This window comes from Clostridium sp. LS3, from assembly GCF_055330225.1.
The window spans coordinates 534412-554298 of sequence record NZ_CM143921.1; the positions used below are offsets into that span (position 1 = coordinate 534412).

General features: G+C 28.8%; 10 protein-coding genes. All 10 read left to right on the forward strand.

The genetic code is table 11. The features are described 5' to 3' along the window. Positions 1-56 precede the first annotated feature (56 nt). The 10 genes from ACZJV1_RS02620 to ACZJV1_RS02665 all read left to right on the forward strand — a co-directional run bounded on the left by ACZJV1_RS02620 (position 57) and on the right by ACZJV1_RS02665 (position 19763). Positions 57-1658, forward strand: a complete 1602-nt coding sequence (locus tag ACZJV1_RS02620; RefSeq protein ID WP_460286040.1) for an ATP-binding protein — start codon at positions 57-59, stop codon at positions 1656-1658. A 1-nt stretch (position 1659) separates the two neighbouring features. Continuing rightward, positions 1660-2334: a response regulator gene (locus ACZJV1_RS02625; protein ID WP_460286041.1), complete on the forward strand. Its 675-nt coding sequence runs from the start codon at positions 1660-1662 to the stop codon at positions 2332-2334. A 324-nt stretch (positions 2335-2658) separates the two neighbouring features. Next, positions 2659-3831: an NAD(P)-dependent malic enzyme gene (locus ACZJV1_RS02630; RefSeq protein WP_460286042.1), complete on the forward strand. Its 1173-nt coding sequence runs from the start codon at positions 2659-2661 to the stop codon at positions 3829-3831. Between the two features lie 21 nt (positions 3832-3852). Continuing rightward, positions 3853-5163, forward strand: a complete 1311-nt coding sequence (locus ACZJV1_RS02635; RefSeq protein ID WP_463651328.1) for a 2-hydroxycarboxylate transporter family protein — start codon at positions 3853-3855, stop codon at positions 5161-5163. 318 nt (positions 5164-5481) lie between these two features. Further along, on the forward strand, positions 5482-6387 hold the full coding sequence (gene murQ, locus ACZJV1_RS02640; protein ID WP_460286044.1) for an N-acetylmuramic acid 6-phosphate etherase: 906 nt from the start codon (positions 5482-5484) through the stop codon (positions 6385-6387). An 86-nt stretch (positions 6388-6473) separates the two neighbouring features. Continuing rightward, positions 6474-7835 (forward strand): PTS transporter subunit EIIC, encoded by a 1362-nt coding sequence (locus ACZJV1_RS02645; protein ID WP_460286046.1) that lies wholly within the window; start codon positions 6474-6476, stop codon positions 7833-7835. Positions 7836-7952: 117 nt separating this feature from the next. Then, entirely contained in the window at positions 7953-8783 is an 831-nt protein-coding gene (locus tag ACZJV1_RS02650) for an alpha/beta hydrolase (protein ID WP_463651329.1), read from the forward strand. A 143-nt stretch (positions 8784-8926) separates the two neighbouring features. Then, on the forward strand, positions 8927-10006 hold the full coding sequence (locus tag ACZJV1_RS02655; RefSeq protein WP_460286048.1) for a DUF871 domain-containing protein: 1080 nt from the start codon (positions 8927-8929) through the stop codon (positions 10004-10006). A gap of 26 nt (positions 10007-10032) precedes the next feature. Next, positions 10033-10881 (forward strand): MurR/RpiR family transcriptional regulator, encoded by an 849-nt coding sequence (locus ACZJV1_RS02660; protein ID WP_411169728.1) that lies wholly within the window; start codon positions 10033-10035, stop codon positions 10879-10881. A gap of 320 nt (positions 10882-11201) precedes the next feature. Further along, complete coding sequence (locus ACZJV1_RS02665) at positions 11202-19763, forward strand: GH36-type glycosyl hydrolase domain-containing protein (RefSeq protein ID WP_463651330.1); 8562 nt, start codon at positions 11202-11204, stop codon at positions 19761-19763. Positions 19764-19887 lie beyond the last annotated feature (124 nt).

The following is a 19887-nucleotide window of genomic DNA, read 5'->3' on the forward strand; positions in this document are numbered from 1 at the left end:
AAGTCTACATCATAGGGTATTTAAAATGAAATAAAATATGTTAAAGAGGGGAGAATATGCAAATAAATAAGAAGAAAAGCGCATCTCTTAAAGGAAAAATAACATTTATAAATGTTACATTAATAACTATTGCAATAACAGTAACAGTAATCATAACATTGATGTTAAGTGTAAACATATTAGAAAGAAATATTACAAGCAATATAAAAAATGTTTCTGAAATGCTTTCTAAATCAGACATGGTTAGAGATTCTTTAATAAATAATGAAGTAAAGGATAATTTGATTACATATATAGATGATTTAATACCAAAGTTAAATGATGTTGATATTATTGTTATTGCAGATAATAATGGTAAACGATATTATCACCCAGATAAAGAAAAGATAGGGCAGTCATTTACTGGAGGTGATGAGGAGAGAGTATTAACTAATGGGGAAAGTTATATATCTGAAGCTAAAGGGACTTTAGGAAATCAAAAAAGAGCTTTTGCTCCAATAAAAGATAAAAATGGTAATCAAATAGGCTTTGTTATGACTAGTACTCTTCTTAAAAATTTAAATAAGCTTAAAATAGATATACTTAGTATATATATAATGGTAGCTGGGTTTTTATGCAGTATAACTATAATAGTATCTATGTATCTTTCTAGAAATATAAAGATGTCATTACTTGGTCACGAGCCAGAAGAATTTGCTAAAATGTATTTACAAAGAGAAGAAGTTTTATCTACCCTAGAAGAAGGGATAATAGCTATTAATCATGAAGGAATAGTAACACTTTTTAATAACGCTGCTATTAACATGCTAGATATAGAAGAAAAGAATCCAGAAGGAAAATATATAATTGATGTATTTCCTAAGACAGAGTTAATAAACGTTATTAAAGATAAGGAAAGCCAATACAATAAAGATATGATAATAAATGACAAGGTAATTATAAGTAATAGAATATTAATAAGAGAAAATGATAAAGTTATGGGAGCTGTAGCTATATTTAGAAATAAAACTGAGGTAACTAGGCTTGCAGAACAACTAACAGGAGTAAATCAAATAATAGATGCTTTAAGAGCTAATACTCATGAATTTATGAATAAGCTTCATATAATATTAGGACTTATACAAATAGATAGAATAGAAGATGCCAAAAGATACATAGTTGATATAACAGAAGATCAGAGAGAAGTAGTAAGTCTTGTTATGAACCAAATAGAAGAGCCTACAGTAGCAGCATTAATACTAGGAAAAATGAGTAGAGCTAAAGAACTAGGAATAAAGCTAAGACTGTATAATAATAGTTGCTTAAATAGAGATAATAAGCTTTTAAATCGTAATTCATTAGTGACTATAGTAGGAAATTTACTAGAAAATTCCATAGACTCAATAAATGAAAAAGATGATGAAATAAAAGAAATAAATTTACTTATTTCAGAAGATGCTAAATCCTTAATAATAATGGTTGATGATACAGGTATGGGGATTAGAGAAGAACATAAACTATCTTTATATAAAAGAGGATTCTCTACAAAGAAAAAAAATACTGGAATAGGTATGTATTTAATAAAAGAAATAGTAGATAGTGTTGGGGGAGAAATAAATTTAGAAACTGAAGAAGGAGTAGGAACTTGTTTTACTATAAGAATAGGTGGGGAGAAATAATATGATTAAGGTTTTGATAGTAGAAGATGATCCAATGGTTGCTGATATTAATAAAAGATATATACAAGACTTTCAGGAGCTTACAGTTGTAAGGATATGTAATAATGGAAAAGACGCACTAGAAATTTTAAATAGAAATAATATAGATCTTGTTATTCTAGATGTTTATATGCCAAAATTAACAGGCATAGAGTTATTAAAAGAAATAAGAAGAAGAGAAATTAATACAGAAGTAATAATGGTTACAGCAGAACATGAAAGCAGAAATATAGATGAAGTTTTAAGACTAGGAATTATAGATTACTTAATAAAGCCATTTGAATATAACAGATTTATTGAAGCAATAAATAAGTTTCTTGAAAAGTATAAAATGTTTAATACTAATAATAAATTAAATCAAGGGGAAATAGATAAAATTATTGGCAATAGTATAAATTTAAATAGTTGTAATATAAAAAAAGGACTTCAAGAAAAAACATTAAAAAATGTTAGAAGCTTTATGGAGAATAATAAAAATAAACTATATACCAGTGAGGAAATAGCTGATAGCTTAGGATTATCAAGAGTTACAATAAGAAGGTATATGAATTACATGATGGAAATAAAAGAAATAACTAGTGAAATAGACTACGAAACAGGGGGAAGACCTAGTATAAAGTATAAGTGGAATATGTAGGATGATTTATTAGAGTGGTGTAATAATCCACTCTTTTTAGTTTCTATAAGGGCACTGATTTAGTTATTATACCTTGAAAAATTAAAAAAATATCTATTTCAGATACATATATTATTGTTAAAGTGAAAACATAATTAATGTTAAGAAGTTCATTTATTATATAAAAAATAGTAAAATTATTTCAAAATCTATAAATTTTAGTTAAATCTTTAACATGTACTTTACTTACAAAAGGTTTTCAATACTTATTAAAAGTATAAATTTGAAAACGTTAGCAGTAGAATAATATCAAGAAAACAAATTAACCTTTAGGAGATGAATATTATGGATTATAACAAATTAAGTTTAGAAATGCATGAAAATAACAAAGGTAAGGTAGGTGTACTTTCAAAGGTAAGAGTAACTAATAGAGAAGAATTAAGTACAGCTTATACACCAGGAGTTGCAGAGCCATGTAGAAAGATAAGTGCAAATAAAGAAGATGTATATAGATATACAGCAAAAGGAAATTTAGTTGCAGTAGTTTCAGATGGAACAGCAGTTTTAGGCTTAGGAGATATTGGACCAGAAGCGGCAATGCCAGTTATGGAAGGTAAAGCTATATTATTCAAAGAATTTGCTGGGGTTGATGCTTTTCCTATCTGTTTAGATACAAAGGATGTAGAAGAAATAATTAAGACAGTTAAATATTTAGCACCTACATTTGGAGGAATAAATTTAGAAGATATATCAGCACCAAGGTGTTTTGAAATAGAAAGAAGATTAAAGGAAGAATTAGATATACCAGTTTTTCATGATGATCAGCATGGAACTGCAATAGTAGTAGCTGCAGGATTAATAAATGCTTTAAAGCTTGTAGGAAAAGATATTAAAGATACAGAAGTAGTTATAAATGGTGCAGGCTCAGCAGGTATATCTATATGCAAATTACTTCTACAATTAGGAGTAGGAAATGCTATTCTTGTAAATATTCAAGGAGCAGTTGCTGTTGGAGAAGAATGGATGAATGAAGCACAAGCTCAAATGGCTTTAGTTACAAATAAGAATAATGAAAAAGGACCATTAAAGGAAATAATAAAGGGGAAAGATGTATTTATAGGAGTTTCAGCACCAAATGTTATGGATGCAGAAATGGTTTCAACAATGAATAAAGATGCAATAGTATTTGCTATGGCAAATCCAATTCCAGAAATTATGCCAGAAGAAGCTAAAAAAGGTGGAGCTAGAGTAATAGCAACAGGAAGATCAGATTTCCCTAATCAAATTAATAATGTTCTTGTATTTCCAGGAATATTTAGAGGAGCTTTAGATGTTAGAGCTACAGATATAACAGAAGAAATGAAAATAGCAGCTGCAAAGGCTATAGCAAGCATTATAACTGATGAAGAGCTAAATGAAGAGTATATAATTCCAGGAGCTTTTGATAGTAGAGTAGCTGAAGTTGTGGCAAAAGAGGTTGCTAGAGTTGCTAAAGAAACAGGAATAGCTAGAATATAAAAACAATTAGGGGGATATATTATGCAAGGCATATTAAATAAAAACTCAAGTCAAGCTACTGAAAAAAAGAAAATAGAAATAATGGGAATGCCATTACTAGCATTTTTAGGGGTAGCAACAGTAATACTAGGGGCCACAGTTATGGGGTACTTACCAAGTGGAATAGTTGGAGCTCTATCTATAATGATGGTTTTAGGTGCTTTATTCAATGAAATAGGAAATAGGACTCCTATTGTTAGGACTTATTTAGGTGGAGGTGCAATAGTTGCTATATTTGCATCAGCTGCATTAGTAACTTTTAACCTAATACCTGAAGGCGTTATATCAAATGTAAACAGTTTTATGAATGATTTTGGATTTTTAAATTTTTATATAGCTGCCTTAATAACAGGTAGTATATTAGGAATGGGAAGAAAACTATTAATAAAGGCATCTGTTAGATTCTTACCAGTAGCAGTAGCTTCTATAACAGTTGCATTATTATTGGTTGGAACAGCTGGAGCACTTTTAGGATATGGATTTAAAGAAGCTATAATGTTTATTGCAATACCTATGATGGGTGGCGGAATGGGTGCTGGTGTTATACCTTTATCTAATATGTATTCACAAGCATTAGGAACTGATGTTTCACAGATGCTTTCTGTAATGATACCTGCATCAACCTTAGGAAATGTTATGGCTATAATAATGGCTGGTGTATTAGGAAGAGTAGCTACAGTAAAACCAAATTGGACTGGTAATGGAAAACTAATGAAAAGTGATTCAGGAGATTTGGAAGAAAAGACAGAGAATAAACTAGATCTTAAAATGTTAGGAATGGGATTATTATTAGCAATGACTTTCTTTACTTTTGGTACAATAGTTGGTAAGTTAATTCCTTCAATTCATGCATATGCTTGGATGATAATAGGTGTTGCGGCAGCTAAGATACTTGGAATATTGCCAAAGAAATTTGAGCAAGCAGCTCAGCAATGGGGACAATTTGTAATGACAAATTTAACAAGTGCTCTTCTAGTTGGAATAGGTATTTCAATGATAGATTTAAAAGCCGTTGCAGAATCAATAAGTCCTTTATACTTAGTTCTTGTATTTGTAGTTATTGCAGGTGTAACTATAGGAGCTGGAGTAGGTGGAAAGCTAGTTGGATTCTATCCAATAGAATCATCACTAACTGCAGGTCTTTGTACAACTAATATGGGAGGTACAGGAGACGTAGCAGTACTATCAGCAGCTAATAGAATGGAATTAATACCATTTGCACAAATAGCAACTCGTATATGTGGAGCTTTGATGTTAATAGTAGCAAGTGTACTGTTGCAGATACTTATGTAGTAAAAGAATAGATATTTAAATTTTATAATAAGAATAAAAGAGACTGTTATAAAATTGACTTGGTTAGTTGATTTTGAACAGTCTCTTTTACTGTTCAAAATTATTTGCAAATTAAAGATATAAAGTAATAAGTTATAAATTTAATATAGAAATATTGAATTAATGAAATAACTAATAAGAATAAAACAAATCCAATGAAATGAAATAAGGAATTTGAATAAAGGCGTTGAAATATTGTTTCAAATATGGTAATATAATATTAAAGTGAAAACGTAGTCAAATGCACTGGTAGGCATACTTTATTTTGGAGGTATTTATATGAATAAAATAGACTTAGAAAATTTAACAACAGAGAGTAGAAACCCAAATACCATAGACATAGACAAGGTTTCAACCTTAGAAATGCTTAAAAAGATTAACGATGAAGATAAAAAAGTTGCAGAAGCTGTTGAAAAGGAATTACCTAAAATAGCAGAAGCTATAAATGGAATAGTAGAAGGAATGCATAAAGGAGGAAGATTAATTTATATAGGAGCTGGAACTTCAGGAAGACTTGGAATATTAGATGCGTCTGAATGTCCTCCAACATATGGAGTTTCAGAAGAAGTAGTTCAAGGGATTATAGCAGGGGGAACAGAAGCTATATTTAGAGCAAAAGAAGGAGCAGAAGATTCTAAGGAATTAGCTGTTGAGGATTTAAAGTTAAAGAAACTAAACGAAAATGATACAGTAGTTGGACTAGCTGCATCAGGTAGAACACCTTATGTAATAGGTGGATTAAATTATGCAAATGAAATAGGTGCTTTAACAGTATCAGTTACATGTAATGCAAATTCAGAAGTTTCAAAAGCAGCTAAGATTTCAATAGCACCAGTAGTAGGACCTGAAGTAATTACGGGCTCAACTAGATTAAAATCTGGAACAGCTCAAAAGTTGGTTTTAAATATGTTATCTACAGGAGCCATGATAAAACTTGGAAAAGTTTACGGTAACTTAATGGTAGATGTAAAAGCTACTAATGAAAAACTAGTTGAAAGATCAAAAAAAATAGTTTGTGAAGCTACTGGAGCAGATAGGGAAGAAGTAGAAAAAACATTAAATGAAACAGAGTTTGATGTTAAACTTTCAATATTTATGATATTATCAAAGCTTGATAAAAACCAAGCTAAGAATATATTGGATGATAAAAACGGGTATATAGCTGAAGCATTAAAGGGTATTTAAAGCAATAATTAAAGGGTATTTAGAACAACAATTAAAGGGTATTTAGAAGAATAAGTTAAAATTAAAAAATGTGGGAGGAATTGAGAATGACAAATCAAGAAATTGCTCAAAATTTGGTAGAATTAGTAGGTGGAAAAGACAATATACAGTCTGTAGCTAATTGTATGACTCGTTGTAGATTAGAACTTAAAGATTATTCAAAGGCTGATATAGAAAAAATTAAAAAGTTAGAAGGATCTTTAGGAGTAGTTAAAGCAGACGGTCAACTACAAGTAATATATGGACCAGGAAAAGTTAATAAAGTGACTGATGAAGTGAGTAAAATTGTTGGAAAGCCTATACTTTTAGGCGAAGATGCACTTAAAGCTACAAAAGCAAAATTAAAAGAAAAAAATAATACAGGTTTTAAAAATGGACTTAGAAAGCTTGGAAATATATTTATTCCATTAATACCTTTATTCGTAGCATGTGGTTTAGTTCTTGCAGTTAATAATATTTGTAATGTTTATTTTGGTGATGTTTATAAAACAACTACAGCATCCCAAATAATTGGGCTTATAGGTGGTGGAGTATTCTCAGTATTATCAGTTTTAGTTGGTGTAAATGCAGCTAAAGAGTTTGGTTCACAAATGCCTATGATGGGTGGAGTACTAGGTGGTATTCTTTCATCAGGAGCACTAGCAAATATTAATTTATTTGGAAAAGCTTTAACACCAGGTCGTGGAGGAGTTATTTCAGTTATATTAGTAGTTTTACTAGCTGTTTTCATTGAAAAAGCTTGTAGAAAGTTTGTACCAGATGTATTAGATTTATTTGTAACACCTTTAGTAACTTTAACATTATCAGTGTTAGCAGCATTATTTATACTTCAACCAGTAGGTGGATTTATTTCAGATACAATTGGTATGGTAGTTGCACAAACAATAGCATCAGATAATACATTTGTTTCAGTTATTTCAGGAGCAGTTTCAGGGGCATTATTCTTACCATTAGTTATGACAGGAATGCACCAAGCATTAACTCCAATACATGCCGATTTAATAGCTACTGCAGGATATACAGTATTACTTCCTATATTAGCAACAGCAGGTATGGCTCAAGTTGGAGCAACTATAGCAGTGCTTAGAAGAACAAAAAATGAAAGATTAAAGAAAACTGCTAAAAATGGACTAGTTCCAGGATTCTTAGGAATTGGGGAACCATTAATATATGGTGTAACATTACCACTAGGAAAACCATTCTTAGGAGCTTGTTTAGGAGCTGGAGTTGGTGGAGCAGTAATGGCAATCTTCAAGGTTGGAGCAGTGGCTATGGGAGTATCAGGATTACCTCTAGCATTATTAATAGCAGATGGAAAAATGTTTGTATTCTTAATTGGAGTAATTACATCATATGTAGCAGGATACTTATTTACAGAGATGCTTGGATTTGAAGATCCAGTAGAATAATATAGAAATAATTAAACAATAAGTGTAGATATTATGTAAGTCTTAGTTACTAAAGGTAATTGGGTATTACTTAATTTCTACACTTTACTTTAAGAAAAGTAAAAAGGAAGGTGTGAAATGAATAATAATATAAAAGCCGAAGAACAAGTAAAAGAAGAAGATCAAATAAAAGTTGAGGATAAGACATCTCAGGTAATAGCAGATACTCAATGGTCTAATACAATGAAAATACATTGGAACTATGGAGTTTACCTTCCTGAAGAATATGTGGAAAATTTAGATAAAAAGTATCCTGTACTTTATGTTTTACATGGATGGGGTGGAAATGTTACTAATACAATTGATGAAACTAGAATAGATTCAAAATCAATATTAGATAATTTAATAACTAATAAAGAGATTAAACCTATGATAGTTGTGTTTGTAGATGGATTTAATAGTTTTTATGTAGATGGGCCAACATTCAAAATGAAAAGTGCAATAGTCAATGATTTAATTCCATTAATAGATTCTAAATATAGAACGTTAAATAATAAGAGTAATAGAGCGATAGCTGGGATTTCTATGGGCGGTTTTGGATCATTAAATATAGCATTAAGCAATAGTAATAAATTTGATTCAGTTGGATTAATGTCACCGGCTATTTGGGATACTATAGAAGAAAATAATATCATTTATGGAAGTCCATTAGTAGAAAAGTATTATGAAAATTCTTATAAAAACTTAATTAGAGAAGTTAAATCAAAGGATATAAATATTTTTTTATATCATGGAGAAGATGATGAAGTAATATCTTATGATAATATTGAAAATTTTGTTTCTTATGCTAGAGATTCTGGATTTGATGTTAAATATGAGCTACAAAATCAAGGAACTCACTCTTGGCCAACATGGCGAGAAATGTATCCTAAAGTGCTAAATGATATAAGCAATAATTTTAATAAGTAAAATGTTTGTATTTATATAAAATAGTAGGCATATTAGGATAGGTTTCTTAATATGCCTGATTTTTTATAAGTTAATTTTAAGAGATATTTACATTAAAAAATAACATTAATTATAAAAATAAGTTAATTAAGGAGAGGATTAATATGAGTTATGGATTTTCAGTTTATTTTGGACTTGATAATACTAAAGAAGAAAATATTCAATTATTAAAAGATGCACATGAACTTGGATTTACTAGAATATTTACATCTCTTCATATACCAGAAGCTAATTATGAAGTTTTGAAAAAAGAAGTTAAAGAATTTTTCGATATAGCTAAAAACTATGACATGGATATAATAAGTGATATATCACCTAACACTTTTAAATTTTTAGATTTGGAAGATATGGACTTAAAAGGACTAAGGGATCTGGGAGTTAAAACTATAAGGATAGACTTTGGCTACAGTGAAGAAGAAATCGCTAAAATGAGTAACAATAAATATGGAATTAAAATTCAATTAAATGCATCAACTATAACTGAAGAATTCTTTAATGAACTTGATAAATACTCTCCTAATTATAGTAATGTAGATGCATTGCATAACTTTTATCCAAGAATTGGAACAGGTATTTCTGAAGAGTGTATGGTAGATAAAAATAGTATTCTTAGCAAAAGAGGAATAAAACCTTGTGCATTTGTACAGTCAAATAATAGAAAAAGAAGTCCATTAAAAGATGGCTTACCAACTCTTGAAGATCATAGAGGAGTAGGGGTAAGGGATGCTGCTAATCACTTATTTGCACTAGGAAACAAATCAGTGTTTATAGGAGATTCTCTTCCAAGTATAGATGAACTAAAAGACTTAGCAAATTTAGATCCTGAAGTTATAGAATTAGATATAAATGTAAAGACTAATAGTGAAGTCATAATTAGACTTCTAAGTGAAACCTATACAGCAAGAACAGATGAAGCTAGAGATGCTATAAGGGCAAGTGAAAGTAGATTGCTATTAAATGGTGACACTATAGAACCTTTTAATACAACTAGTAAAGAATATGGAGATATTTCAATAGACAATAAGAACTATATGAGATATATGGGAGAACTTCAAATATTAAAAATAAATCAAAGTGAAGATTTTAGAACAAATATAGTAGCTTCTGTTTTACAAAAAGATATTTATTTATTAAAATATATACATGGTGGTAAAAAATTTAACTTTAATATAGTCAATAAATAAGCTGATGAAAGAGTAGTAAGGTGTTAATGATGAACGTATTGCAGTATATTAAACAAAATTATGATAGTTTTACAGATAGGGAAAAGCTAATAGCTGAATATTTACTTAGTAATAAAAAAAGCATTATAGGTATGTCAGCAAAGGAGATTGGAGATATTACAAATACATCAGCTCCAACAGTTGTTAGATTCTCTAAAAAAATAGGTTTTGATACTTTAAATGAAATGAAGTTGCAATTGTCATTAAATATAAAAAATCATGAGAAGGCTTCAGATTTTGAATATTTAGAGGGTGATTTATCTACAAAAAATATAATCCATGGAATAAAAAGATCTATAGATTCAATAGTAAATCAAACAGTGGGGACTTTAAAAGAAGACCAACTAGAAAAAGCTATAAATGTACTTAATAAAGCTAAAAATATATATATATTTAGTGTAGGTGTTTCTAATTTAGTAGGTTTGGATTTTTATTATAAGTTAAGTAGAATAAATAAGAGATGTATTTCTCATACTGATACTCATCTTCAGATGACTTCTTCTGCTCTTATGGAAAAAGGAGATGTGGCAATAGCTATATCTTATTCTGGAGAAACAAAAGAAGTTATTAGATGCATTGAAAATGCTAAAAAAAGTGACGTTCCTGTTATATCGATTACAAAGGCTAGTATAAATAATACATTAGCAAGTATATCAGATATAGTTCTACATGTCCCATTTGTAGAAAAATCTTTAAGAGAAGGTGCTATGAGTTCAAGAATATCACAGCTTGCAATAATAGATATGCTATTTATAGGAATGGCAAGAAATAATTTGAGAGAAGTAGAAGAAAAGCTTAGAATAACAAGAAAAGCTGTAGAAGAGTTAAAAAATTAAAGAGTTAATAAATACTTTACTAATAAAATTGGCTTCTGCACAATGAACTAAATTAGTTCATTGTGCAGAAGCCAATTTTTATGTCCACTTTTTTATTTATCTAATTTTCACTAGACTTTCTTTTTCTTCATGAGTAAAAATCCTTAATTCTGCAAATAATAAACTTATCCTATGGGTATAATTCTTAAAGAAGATTTTTTAATAAAAGAAATTATAGAAAAATCTAAAATGAATAAGTTTAAGTATATTTTTAACAAGAAAAATTCATTTTAGTATAACAATAAATTTATTTAAATTAAAGAGTAGAGGAGTATTTATTTATGAAGGAAGAGGTTTTAAAAAGTGGCAGAAAAACAGTATTAATGGAGTTAAATGAAGCCTTTAAAGGTATAATTCATAATCATAAATATTTAAATAAGCTTGCAAAGCATGGTGAAGATGTAATTTCTTCAGCTGAATGGTTATTAGATAATGTATATTTAATAGAAAAGGAATATAAAGCAATAAAATTCAATTTACCAATTAATTATTTTGATAACTTACCAACTGTTACAATGGAAGATATAGAATATCCAAGAGTATATATTTTAGCAAAAAATTATATTGAAAAAAATCAAAATACAATAGAAGAAAGTGAAATAATAAAATTTATAAATGAGCAAGGAGAAATATTTACAATAGGAGAACTTTGGGCTTTCCCGTTAATGCTTAGAATTGCATTAATTACAAACTTAGCAATTATAACCAATGATATGGTAGTTCTTCAAAAACAACGATTAGGAGCAAAGGACTTAGCAAATACAGTTATAGATTCTTACAATAATCAAAAGTTAGATATATTATTATCTAAGTTAGAAAGTAAATATCCAATTGAAGTAGAAGATACTACAAAAGATATTTCTAAAATTAATTATATGGGAGATGAGGATATTCTCCATGATGGTCTATTTTCACCAGAATTTTTAGATAAGTTTTTTAATATTTTAAGAAATAACTCAATAGATGATGAAAGAATATATAAATTTGCTCTAGATAGATTAAAGGACAAGGAAAATACAAGCTTTGAAAAGGAAATAATAAAAGATCATATAAGAGAAGGGAATATAGCTACAACAATAGGACGGATTATAAGTTCGCTAAGAATAATGGATTCTGTAAATTGGAAGAGATTCTTTTCAGAAACATCAAATGTGGAGAAAATATTACAACAAGACCCAGCAGAAATTTATGAAGAAATGGACTTTGAAACAAAAGATTATTATAGACATAAGATAGAAGAAATTTCAAGAAAGATAGATATAAAAGAACTAGAGTTAGTTAAAACAGCGTTAGAGCTTAGTACTTTGTATCTTGAAGATAAGGATCCATATAAAAGGCATATAGGTTATTACATAGTAGATGAAGGAATAAAGGATGTATTAAAAAGGTTTAATATTAATAAGAATATAGATAGAAAAATTTCAAGAGCGACATATTTATCAACAATATTTTTTGGAACAATGTTAATAGATTTAGTAGTCTTACTATTAACATACTTAATACCATTAAACTTTAACATAGGACAATATATATTAGCATTTATATTGATGATAATTCCATCAAGTGAGGTTGTAATATCATTATTTAATTGGTTTATAGCAAAGGTAACTCCTGTTAGCTTTATATCTAAAATGGATTACTCAAAGGGAGTTCCAGAAAGTCAAAGAACTATAGTAGTTATTCCTGCAATATTAAGCTCAGGAAAAGGTGCAGTTGAATTATTAAAAAAATTAGAAATTTATTATTTAGCTAATAGAGATAAAAATATATTTTTCGCTTTACTTGGAGATTTATGTGACAGTAATAATGAAAGTGAACCTTTAGATAAATCTATAAATGATGAAGCAATAAAGTTTACAAAAGAATTAAATAAAAAATATTCAATAGATGGAGAAGATAGATTTTTCTTCTTTAACAGAAAGAGATTATACAATAAGGCAGAAGGAGTTTTCATGGGCTATGAAAGAAAAAGAGGAAAGCTCATGGAATTTATGGCACTTGTAAGAGGTAGTGAAGAAACTACATATAATGTACTGAGCAGTAAGATAGACTCATTAAAAAGTGCAAAATATATTATAACTTTAGATAGTGATACATTTTTACCTATAGGAGCAGCTAAAAAACTTATAGGAGCTATGAGCCATATATTAAATACTCCTTGCACAGAAAATCAGGTTGTAGTTAGAGGGTATGGAATAATGCAACCAAAAGTAGGTGTACACTTAGAAGATAAACATAAAACATATTTTTCAGAAGTTTTTGCAGGTGAAGCAGGGGTAGATGCTTATTCTACAGCTTCATCAGATACATATCAGGATCTTTTTGGAGAAGGAATATTTACCGGAAAGGGAATTATAGAAATAGATACTTTCTATGATGTTCTAAAAGATGAAATTCCAGAGAATAAGGTTTTATCTCACGATTTAATAGAAGGTGTCTTAACAAGATGTGCACTAATAACAGATGTTGAAGTTATAGATGGATATCCATCTAGTTATATTTCAAGTGCTTTAAGACTTCATAGATGGGTAAGAGGAGACTGGCAAATATCAGGTTGGATATTTTCAAAGAAATTATCAGCAATATCTAAGTGGAAGATTATAGATAATCTTAGAAGAAGTTTATTAGCACCAAGCTTACTAATAGCTTTACTAGCAGTCTTAACAGTATTAAATGGAGCAGTGCAAATATCAATATTGCTATTCTTAGCTTTAATAACACCATTAGTATTTACAGTAACAGATTTTGTTGTAACTCCTAAAAATAAGCTTATGGGAACCTTTAAAAATTCAAAACAAATAATATTGATATTAAGTTTTATCCCATATCAAGCGTGGTTAATGTTTGATGCTATATTTAGAACAATTTATAGATTACTTATATCTAAAAAGAATTTACTTCAATGGAAAACTGCTGATAGAGTTGAGAAGTCAGTAAAAAATACATATATGTGGTATTATCAAAAAATGTGGATATCAGTAGGCGTATCTTTAGTAGTATTATTACTTAGTTTAGATAATTCTATAGAAGTTTTAATAGCAACAATAGTAATTTTTATCCTTTGGGCTATAGCGCCTGCAATAGCATGCAAAATATCAAAAGAAGCGATATTTGTAGAGGATAGAATAGAGTTAGAGGATGAAGAATTTTTAAGAGAAAGTAGCAGAAGAATATGGGCTTATTATGAAGATTTTATAAACGAAGAAAATAATTATTTAGCACCAGACAATTATCAAGAAAAGCCATTTAAAGGATTAGCTCATAGAACATCACCTACTAATATAGGTATGGGATTGATTACTAATCTAACAGCTTATGACTTAGGATATATATCAATAGGAGAAGTTGTTTATAGAACAGAATTAATACTAGATGGTATGAGAGGTTTAGAAAAGTTTAAAGGTCATTACTTAAATTGGTATGATACAAAAACAAAAGAACCACTTTGGCCTAGATATGTATCAACAGTAGATAGTGGAAATCTTTTAGGATACCTGTGGATAATTAAAGAAACTATAAAGGATTTCAATAATGATCCAATAGTTAGAGAAAAAGAAATTTTTGCAATAAAAGATACCTATAGCTTAATTAGAAAAGATGAAAAAGAAGAATTTTACGATGGTTTACCTGATAATATAGATTTGAAGGATTATAAAAATATTTTATTAGATGAGCTAAAGAGAGTAAATGATAAACTAGAGAAAAATAAAGAAAATAATGAAAAAGACAAGAGTGAATATTATTGGCTAAAAAAATTGAAAAAAGAAATAGAAATAAAAATAGATTTTTATGATTATATATTTGATGGTATAGAAAAAATAGTTATAGATTCTTTTGAAAATTATAAATCACCAACATTAATGGAGTTAATAGATAGATTAGAAGATATAAAGAATTCTTCAGGTGAAGAGTTTAGAGAAATATTATCTAAAAAAATAAATAATTTAAGAGAATTTGATGAAAGACTTAAGCTTATTTATTCAGAAATAGATAGCATAATGGAAGATATGAACTTTAGTTTCTTATACAGCAAAAACAGAGGTCTTTTTGCTATAGGATATAATGTTGAAGAAAAATCCTTAGGAAATTCTTATTATGATTTAATGGCATCAGAAGCAAGAATATCCTCATTTTTAGCTATAGCAAGAGGTGAGATTCCAAAAGAACATTGGTATAACTTAAGTAGAAATATGACAAAGGCCTTTGGTGAAAAAAGCTTGGCTTCATGGAGTGGTACTATGTTTGAGTATTTCATGCCATTCCAAATAATGAAAAGTTTTAAAAAGACTATATGGGATTTAACATATTCCTCAGTAATAAATGCTCAAAAAAATTATGGCGAAAAGAAAAACATTCCATGGGGAATATCAGAGTCAGCTTATTATGAATTTGATATAAACCAAAACTATCAATATAAAGCCTTTGGAGTACCTGGAATAGGTTTAAAGAGAGGGCTAGAAGAAGATGTTGTTGTATCTCCATATTCTTCAATAATGACGTTACCTTATGATAGAAAAGGATCAATAGAGAATCTTAAAAAATTATATGACATTAAAGCATTTGGTAGATATGGGTTTATAGAATCAATTGATTATAGTGATGAAAAATCTAAAGACGAAGCAAAACAAGTAAGATGTTATATGGTTCACCATTTAGGAATGTCCCTTTTGGCTTTAGATAATATATTAAATAATAATATATTAAAGAAGAGGTTTCATAATATACCAGAAATAAAAGCAGTTGAAATTCTTCTAAAGGAAAAGGTCCCTCAAAATATAACCTTTGAAAGAGAAGTAGATATTACTAATAAAAATAATATAAAGATAGAAAAAGAAGATTTCATCCCAAGAAGATTTAAAGGAACTAAAAGAGAAAATTCAGAAGTATTACTGTTATCAAATGGTACATATTCTACTATGATTGCAGATAGTGGTAGTGGATATTCTAGAAAGGATGATATGACAGTATACAGATGGAAAGGTGATAGTACATCTGATTCAAGTGGAATGTTCTTTTATATAAAGAACTTAAACTCAAATGATTACTGGAGTGCTGCTTATGAACCTTGTAAGGAAGAGAATGATGATTATTTAGTTGAATTTACTCTAGATAAAGCAAAATATGAAAGAAAAGATGGAAGCATAAAAACTAATTATGAAATCACTTTAGCATGTGAAGATAATTTAGAAATAAGGAAATTAACATTAAAAAATACTGGTGATAAATCAAGATGCTTAGAAGTAACAAGTTATTTAGAAGTAACTTTACAATCATTTGAAGGAGATGCAGTTCATCCAAGTTTCTCAAATCTTTTCATAAGCACAGAATATGATGAAGAAACCAAAAGCTTAATAGGTAATAGAAGACCTAGAGCTAAAGGAGCAGTTACTCCATACATATTCCATACTGTAGCTACAAATTATGAGTTAGATGGGGACTTAACTTATGAAACATCAAGGCTAAACTTTATAGGAAGAAATAGAAGTTTAAAATCTCCAGAAGTTATGGATAATGATACACCACTTCAAAATACAATTGGAATAGTACTAGACCCTATAATGAGTATAAGAAGCGCAGTTACTCTTAAAGCAGGAGAAGAAAAAGAGATTTACTATTTAACAGGAGTTGGAGAATCAAAGGAAGAAGTAATAGATATTATTAAAAAATATAAGGATATTCCAAGGATAGAAAAAGAATATGAAGCTTATAATTATGCTAATCAATTAGAGATTAAGCATATGGGTATTAGATCTGCTCAAGCTAATATATATCAAAGCTTGGCATCTTATATTTTATACTTACACAGTGGAAGAAAAAATAGAGAATATTATATAAAGAATATTAGTATGAATCAAGAAAATTTATGGTCTTATGGAATATCAGGAGATTTACCTATAATATTTTTAGTATTAGAAACAGAAGACGACATTGATTTATTAAGGCAAGTTATTAATATGCATTATTACTTTAGAAATAAAGGAATAAAATCAGATTTAATAATTTACAATGAAGAAGAAATATCATATGAAGAACCATTACAAAAAAATATTATGTCTACAGTGAAAAATTCTGTTGAAAGAGAAAGCTTAAATAAATCAGGTGGAATTTTTATTCATAACAAATCAACAATGGATGATAATGTAAAAAGATTTATAATAGGAATAGCAAAAATTTATATAAATTCATCTGAAGGCACTTTAGCAAAGCAATTAATAGAATCAATAGAATACAAATATGATGATTATAAGAATAAAGAAGAGTTATCACATATTAATAGAATAAGAGTAAATATAAACGAAAGTGATTATATAAAGAGCTTTGTAGATAAGGAAATAAATAAAAAAGATAAGGCTTCAAATAAAGCATTAAAAGAGTATGGTTTAAGAAAATTTAATAAGAATAATGAGAATAAATTAGGCGAATTAAGAAATACTGAACTTATGGATGAACATTTAAACATAGAAGAATTAGATTTCTTCAATGGTTATGGAGGCTTTAATAAAATCGATAAAAGTTATGTTATAAGACTTAAAGATTATGAAAACACTCCGGCACCATGGATAAATGTAATTTCTAATAAGGATTTTGGATTCCATATTTCCGAGGTGGGTTCAACTTATACCTGGTGTGGAAACAGTAGGGAAAATAAAATAACGCCTTGGAGCAATGATTGGGTTGTGGATCCAACAGGAGAAGCTTTATATATAAGAGATAACAATACAGGAGCATATTTTACAATTACTCCTATGCCAATAAGAGACGGTGGAGAGTATATTGTTGAGCATAGCTTTGGAGTTTCAACATTTAAACATACTGCATATAACATTAGTGGTGAAATGAAGATTTTCTGTCCACAAGAAGAAAAGTTGAAATTATGCAAGGTTTCTCTTAAAAATTTATCAAATGCAAATAAAAGCTTATCTATATTTTACTACGCTCAGTTAGTACTTGGTGTATATAATTATGGAAGTGCTAAATATATAAGCACCCATGCCCAAGGCAAATATATATATGGCCAAAATCCTTATTCAAAATATTTTGGCAAGTTAAAGGCTTATTTATCTATTAATGGTGATAAAGAGCAAAGCTTTACAGGAGATAGAAAAAGTTTTATAGGTGTAGGTGAAGACTTAAGTGCTCCTAAGGCATTATCCTTAGATAAATTAAATAATGTGTATGGAAGTGTCTATGATCCTTGTTTAGCAGCTCAATTAAATATAGATTTAGATGCCGGAGAAGAAAAGGAAATTGTAATAATTTTTGGTGAAGAAGAGGATGAGAAATTAATCGAAGAAAAAATAAATAAATATAGCAATATGGCGAATGTTCATAAAGAATTAGCTAATATAAAAGAATATTGGTCAAATTTCCTAGGAAATATACAAGTAAAGACACCAGATTTATCTATGGATTATATGTTAAATGGGTGGCTTATGTACCAGACATTAGCTTGTAGATATTTATCAAGAACAGCATTTTATCAAAGTGGTGGAGCCTATGGCTTTAGAGATCAACTTCAAGACTCAATGGCAATAGGAGTACTAGATCCAAATATAACAAGAGAACAAATTTTAAGGAGTGCTTCAAGACAATATATTGAAGGAGATGTCCAACACTGGTGGCATCCAATAATTAATTCTGGTATAAGAACTAGATTTTCAGATGATTTATTATGGTTACCTTATGTAACAATTGAATATATAAAGTCAACAGGTGATTATAGTATTTTAGATGAAGAGGTACCTTATTTAGAGGATGAACCATTAAGAGATGGAGAAGATGAAAGGTACACAATAGTAAATCAGTCAAGAAAAAATGGAAGCATATATGAACACTGCTTAAAAGCTATAGATAAAGGGTTAAGATTTGGAAAACATAATATTCCTCTTATGGGTAGTGGAGATTGGAATGATGGAATGAGCACTGTAGGAAATAAAGGAGAAGGAGAAAGCGTTTGGGTAGGCTGGTTCTTATATAAAATATTAGATGGATTTAAAGAAATTTGTAATTATAGAAAAGACAATGAAAAAGAAGAAGAATATAATACATTCCAAAGCTTTATACAAGAGAACTTAGAGAAAAATGCTTGGGATGGAGGATGGTACAGAAGAGCATACTTTGATGATGGAAAGCCTCTTGGATCAAGGGAAAATGATGAATGTAAAATAGATGCAATAGCACAAAGTTGGTCAATAATTTCTAATGCAGGAAAGTCTACAAGAGTAAAAGAAGCTATGGAAGCAGTTGATAAACATCTTGTAGATAAGGATAAGGGGCTTATAAAATTACTAGCACCACCTTTTGATAAATCTACTTTAGAACCAGGATATATAAAAGGTTATGTACCAGGAGTTAGAGAAAATGGTGGTCAATATACGCATGCAGCAGTATGGGTTATTTTAGCCTTAACTAAGCTTGGATTAGGTGATAAAGCATGGAGATATTACAATATGATAAATCCAATAAATCACTCTAATACAGAGCTTGAAGCAAGAAGCTATAAAGTAGAACCATATGTAATGGCAGCAGATGTGTATATAAAAGAGCCTCATGGTGGAAGAGGTGGATGGAGCTGGTATACAGGAGCATCAGGATGGATGTATAAAGTAGGACTTGAGGATATATTAGGATTAAAGAAGATAGAAGGAAAAGGATATAAAATAAAACCATGTATTCCTGAGGCGTGGAATGAATACGAAATAAACATTAAAAATGAAAAAGAGCAATATAGTATAAAAGTAAAAAGAGGTGAAAATAAAGGTCTTATTATAAATGGAGAAAAGTCAAAAGATGATTTAATTCCTAAAGACAAAGGAAACCTAAATATAGAAGTTATAATATAAAAAAATTCATATAAAATTATAAAAAGCTATATTACTGAAATTCTACTTATCAGTAATATAGCTTTATTTTAAAGGTTTTTAACTCTTTAGAAGGTTATATTTTTATTAGTAAACTATAATTTTA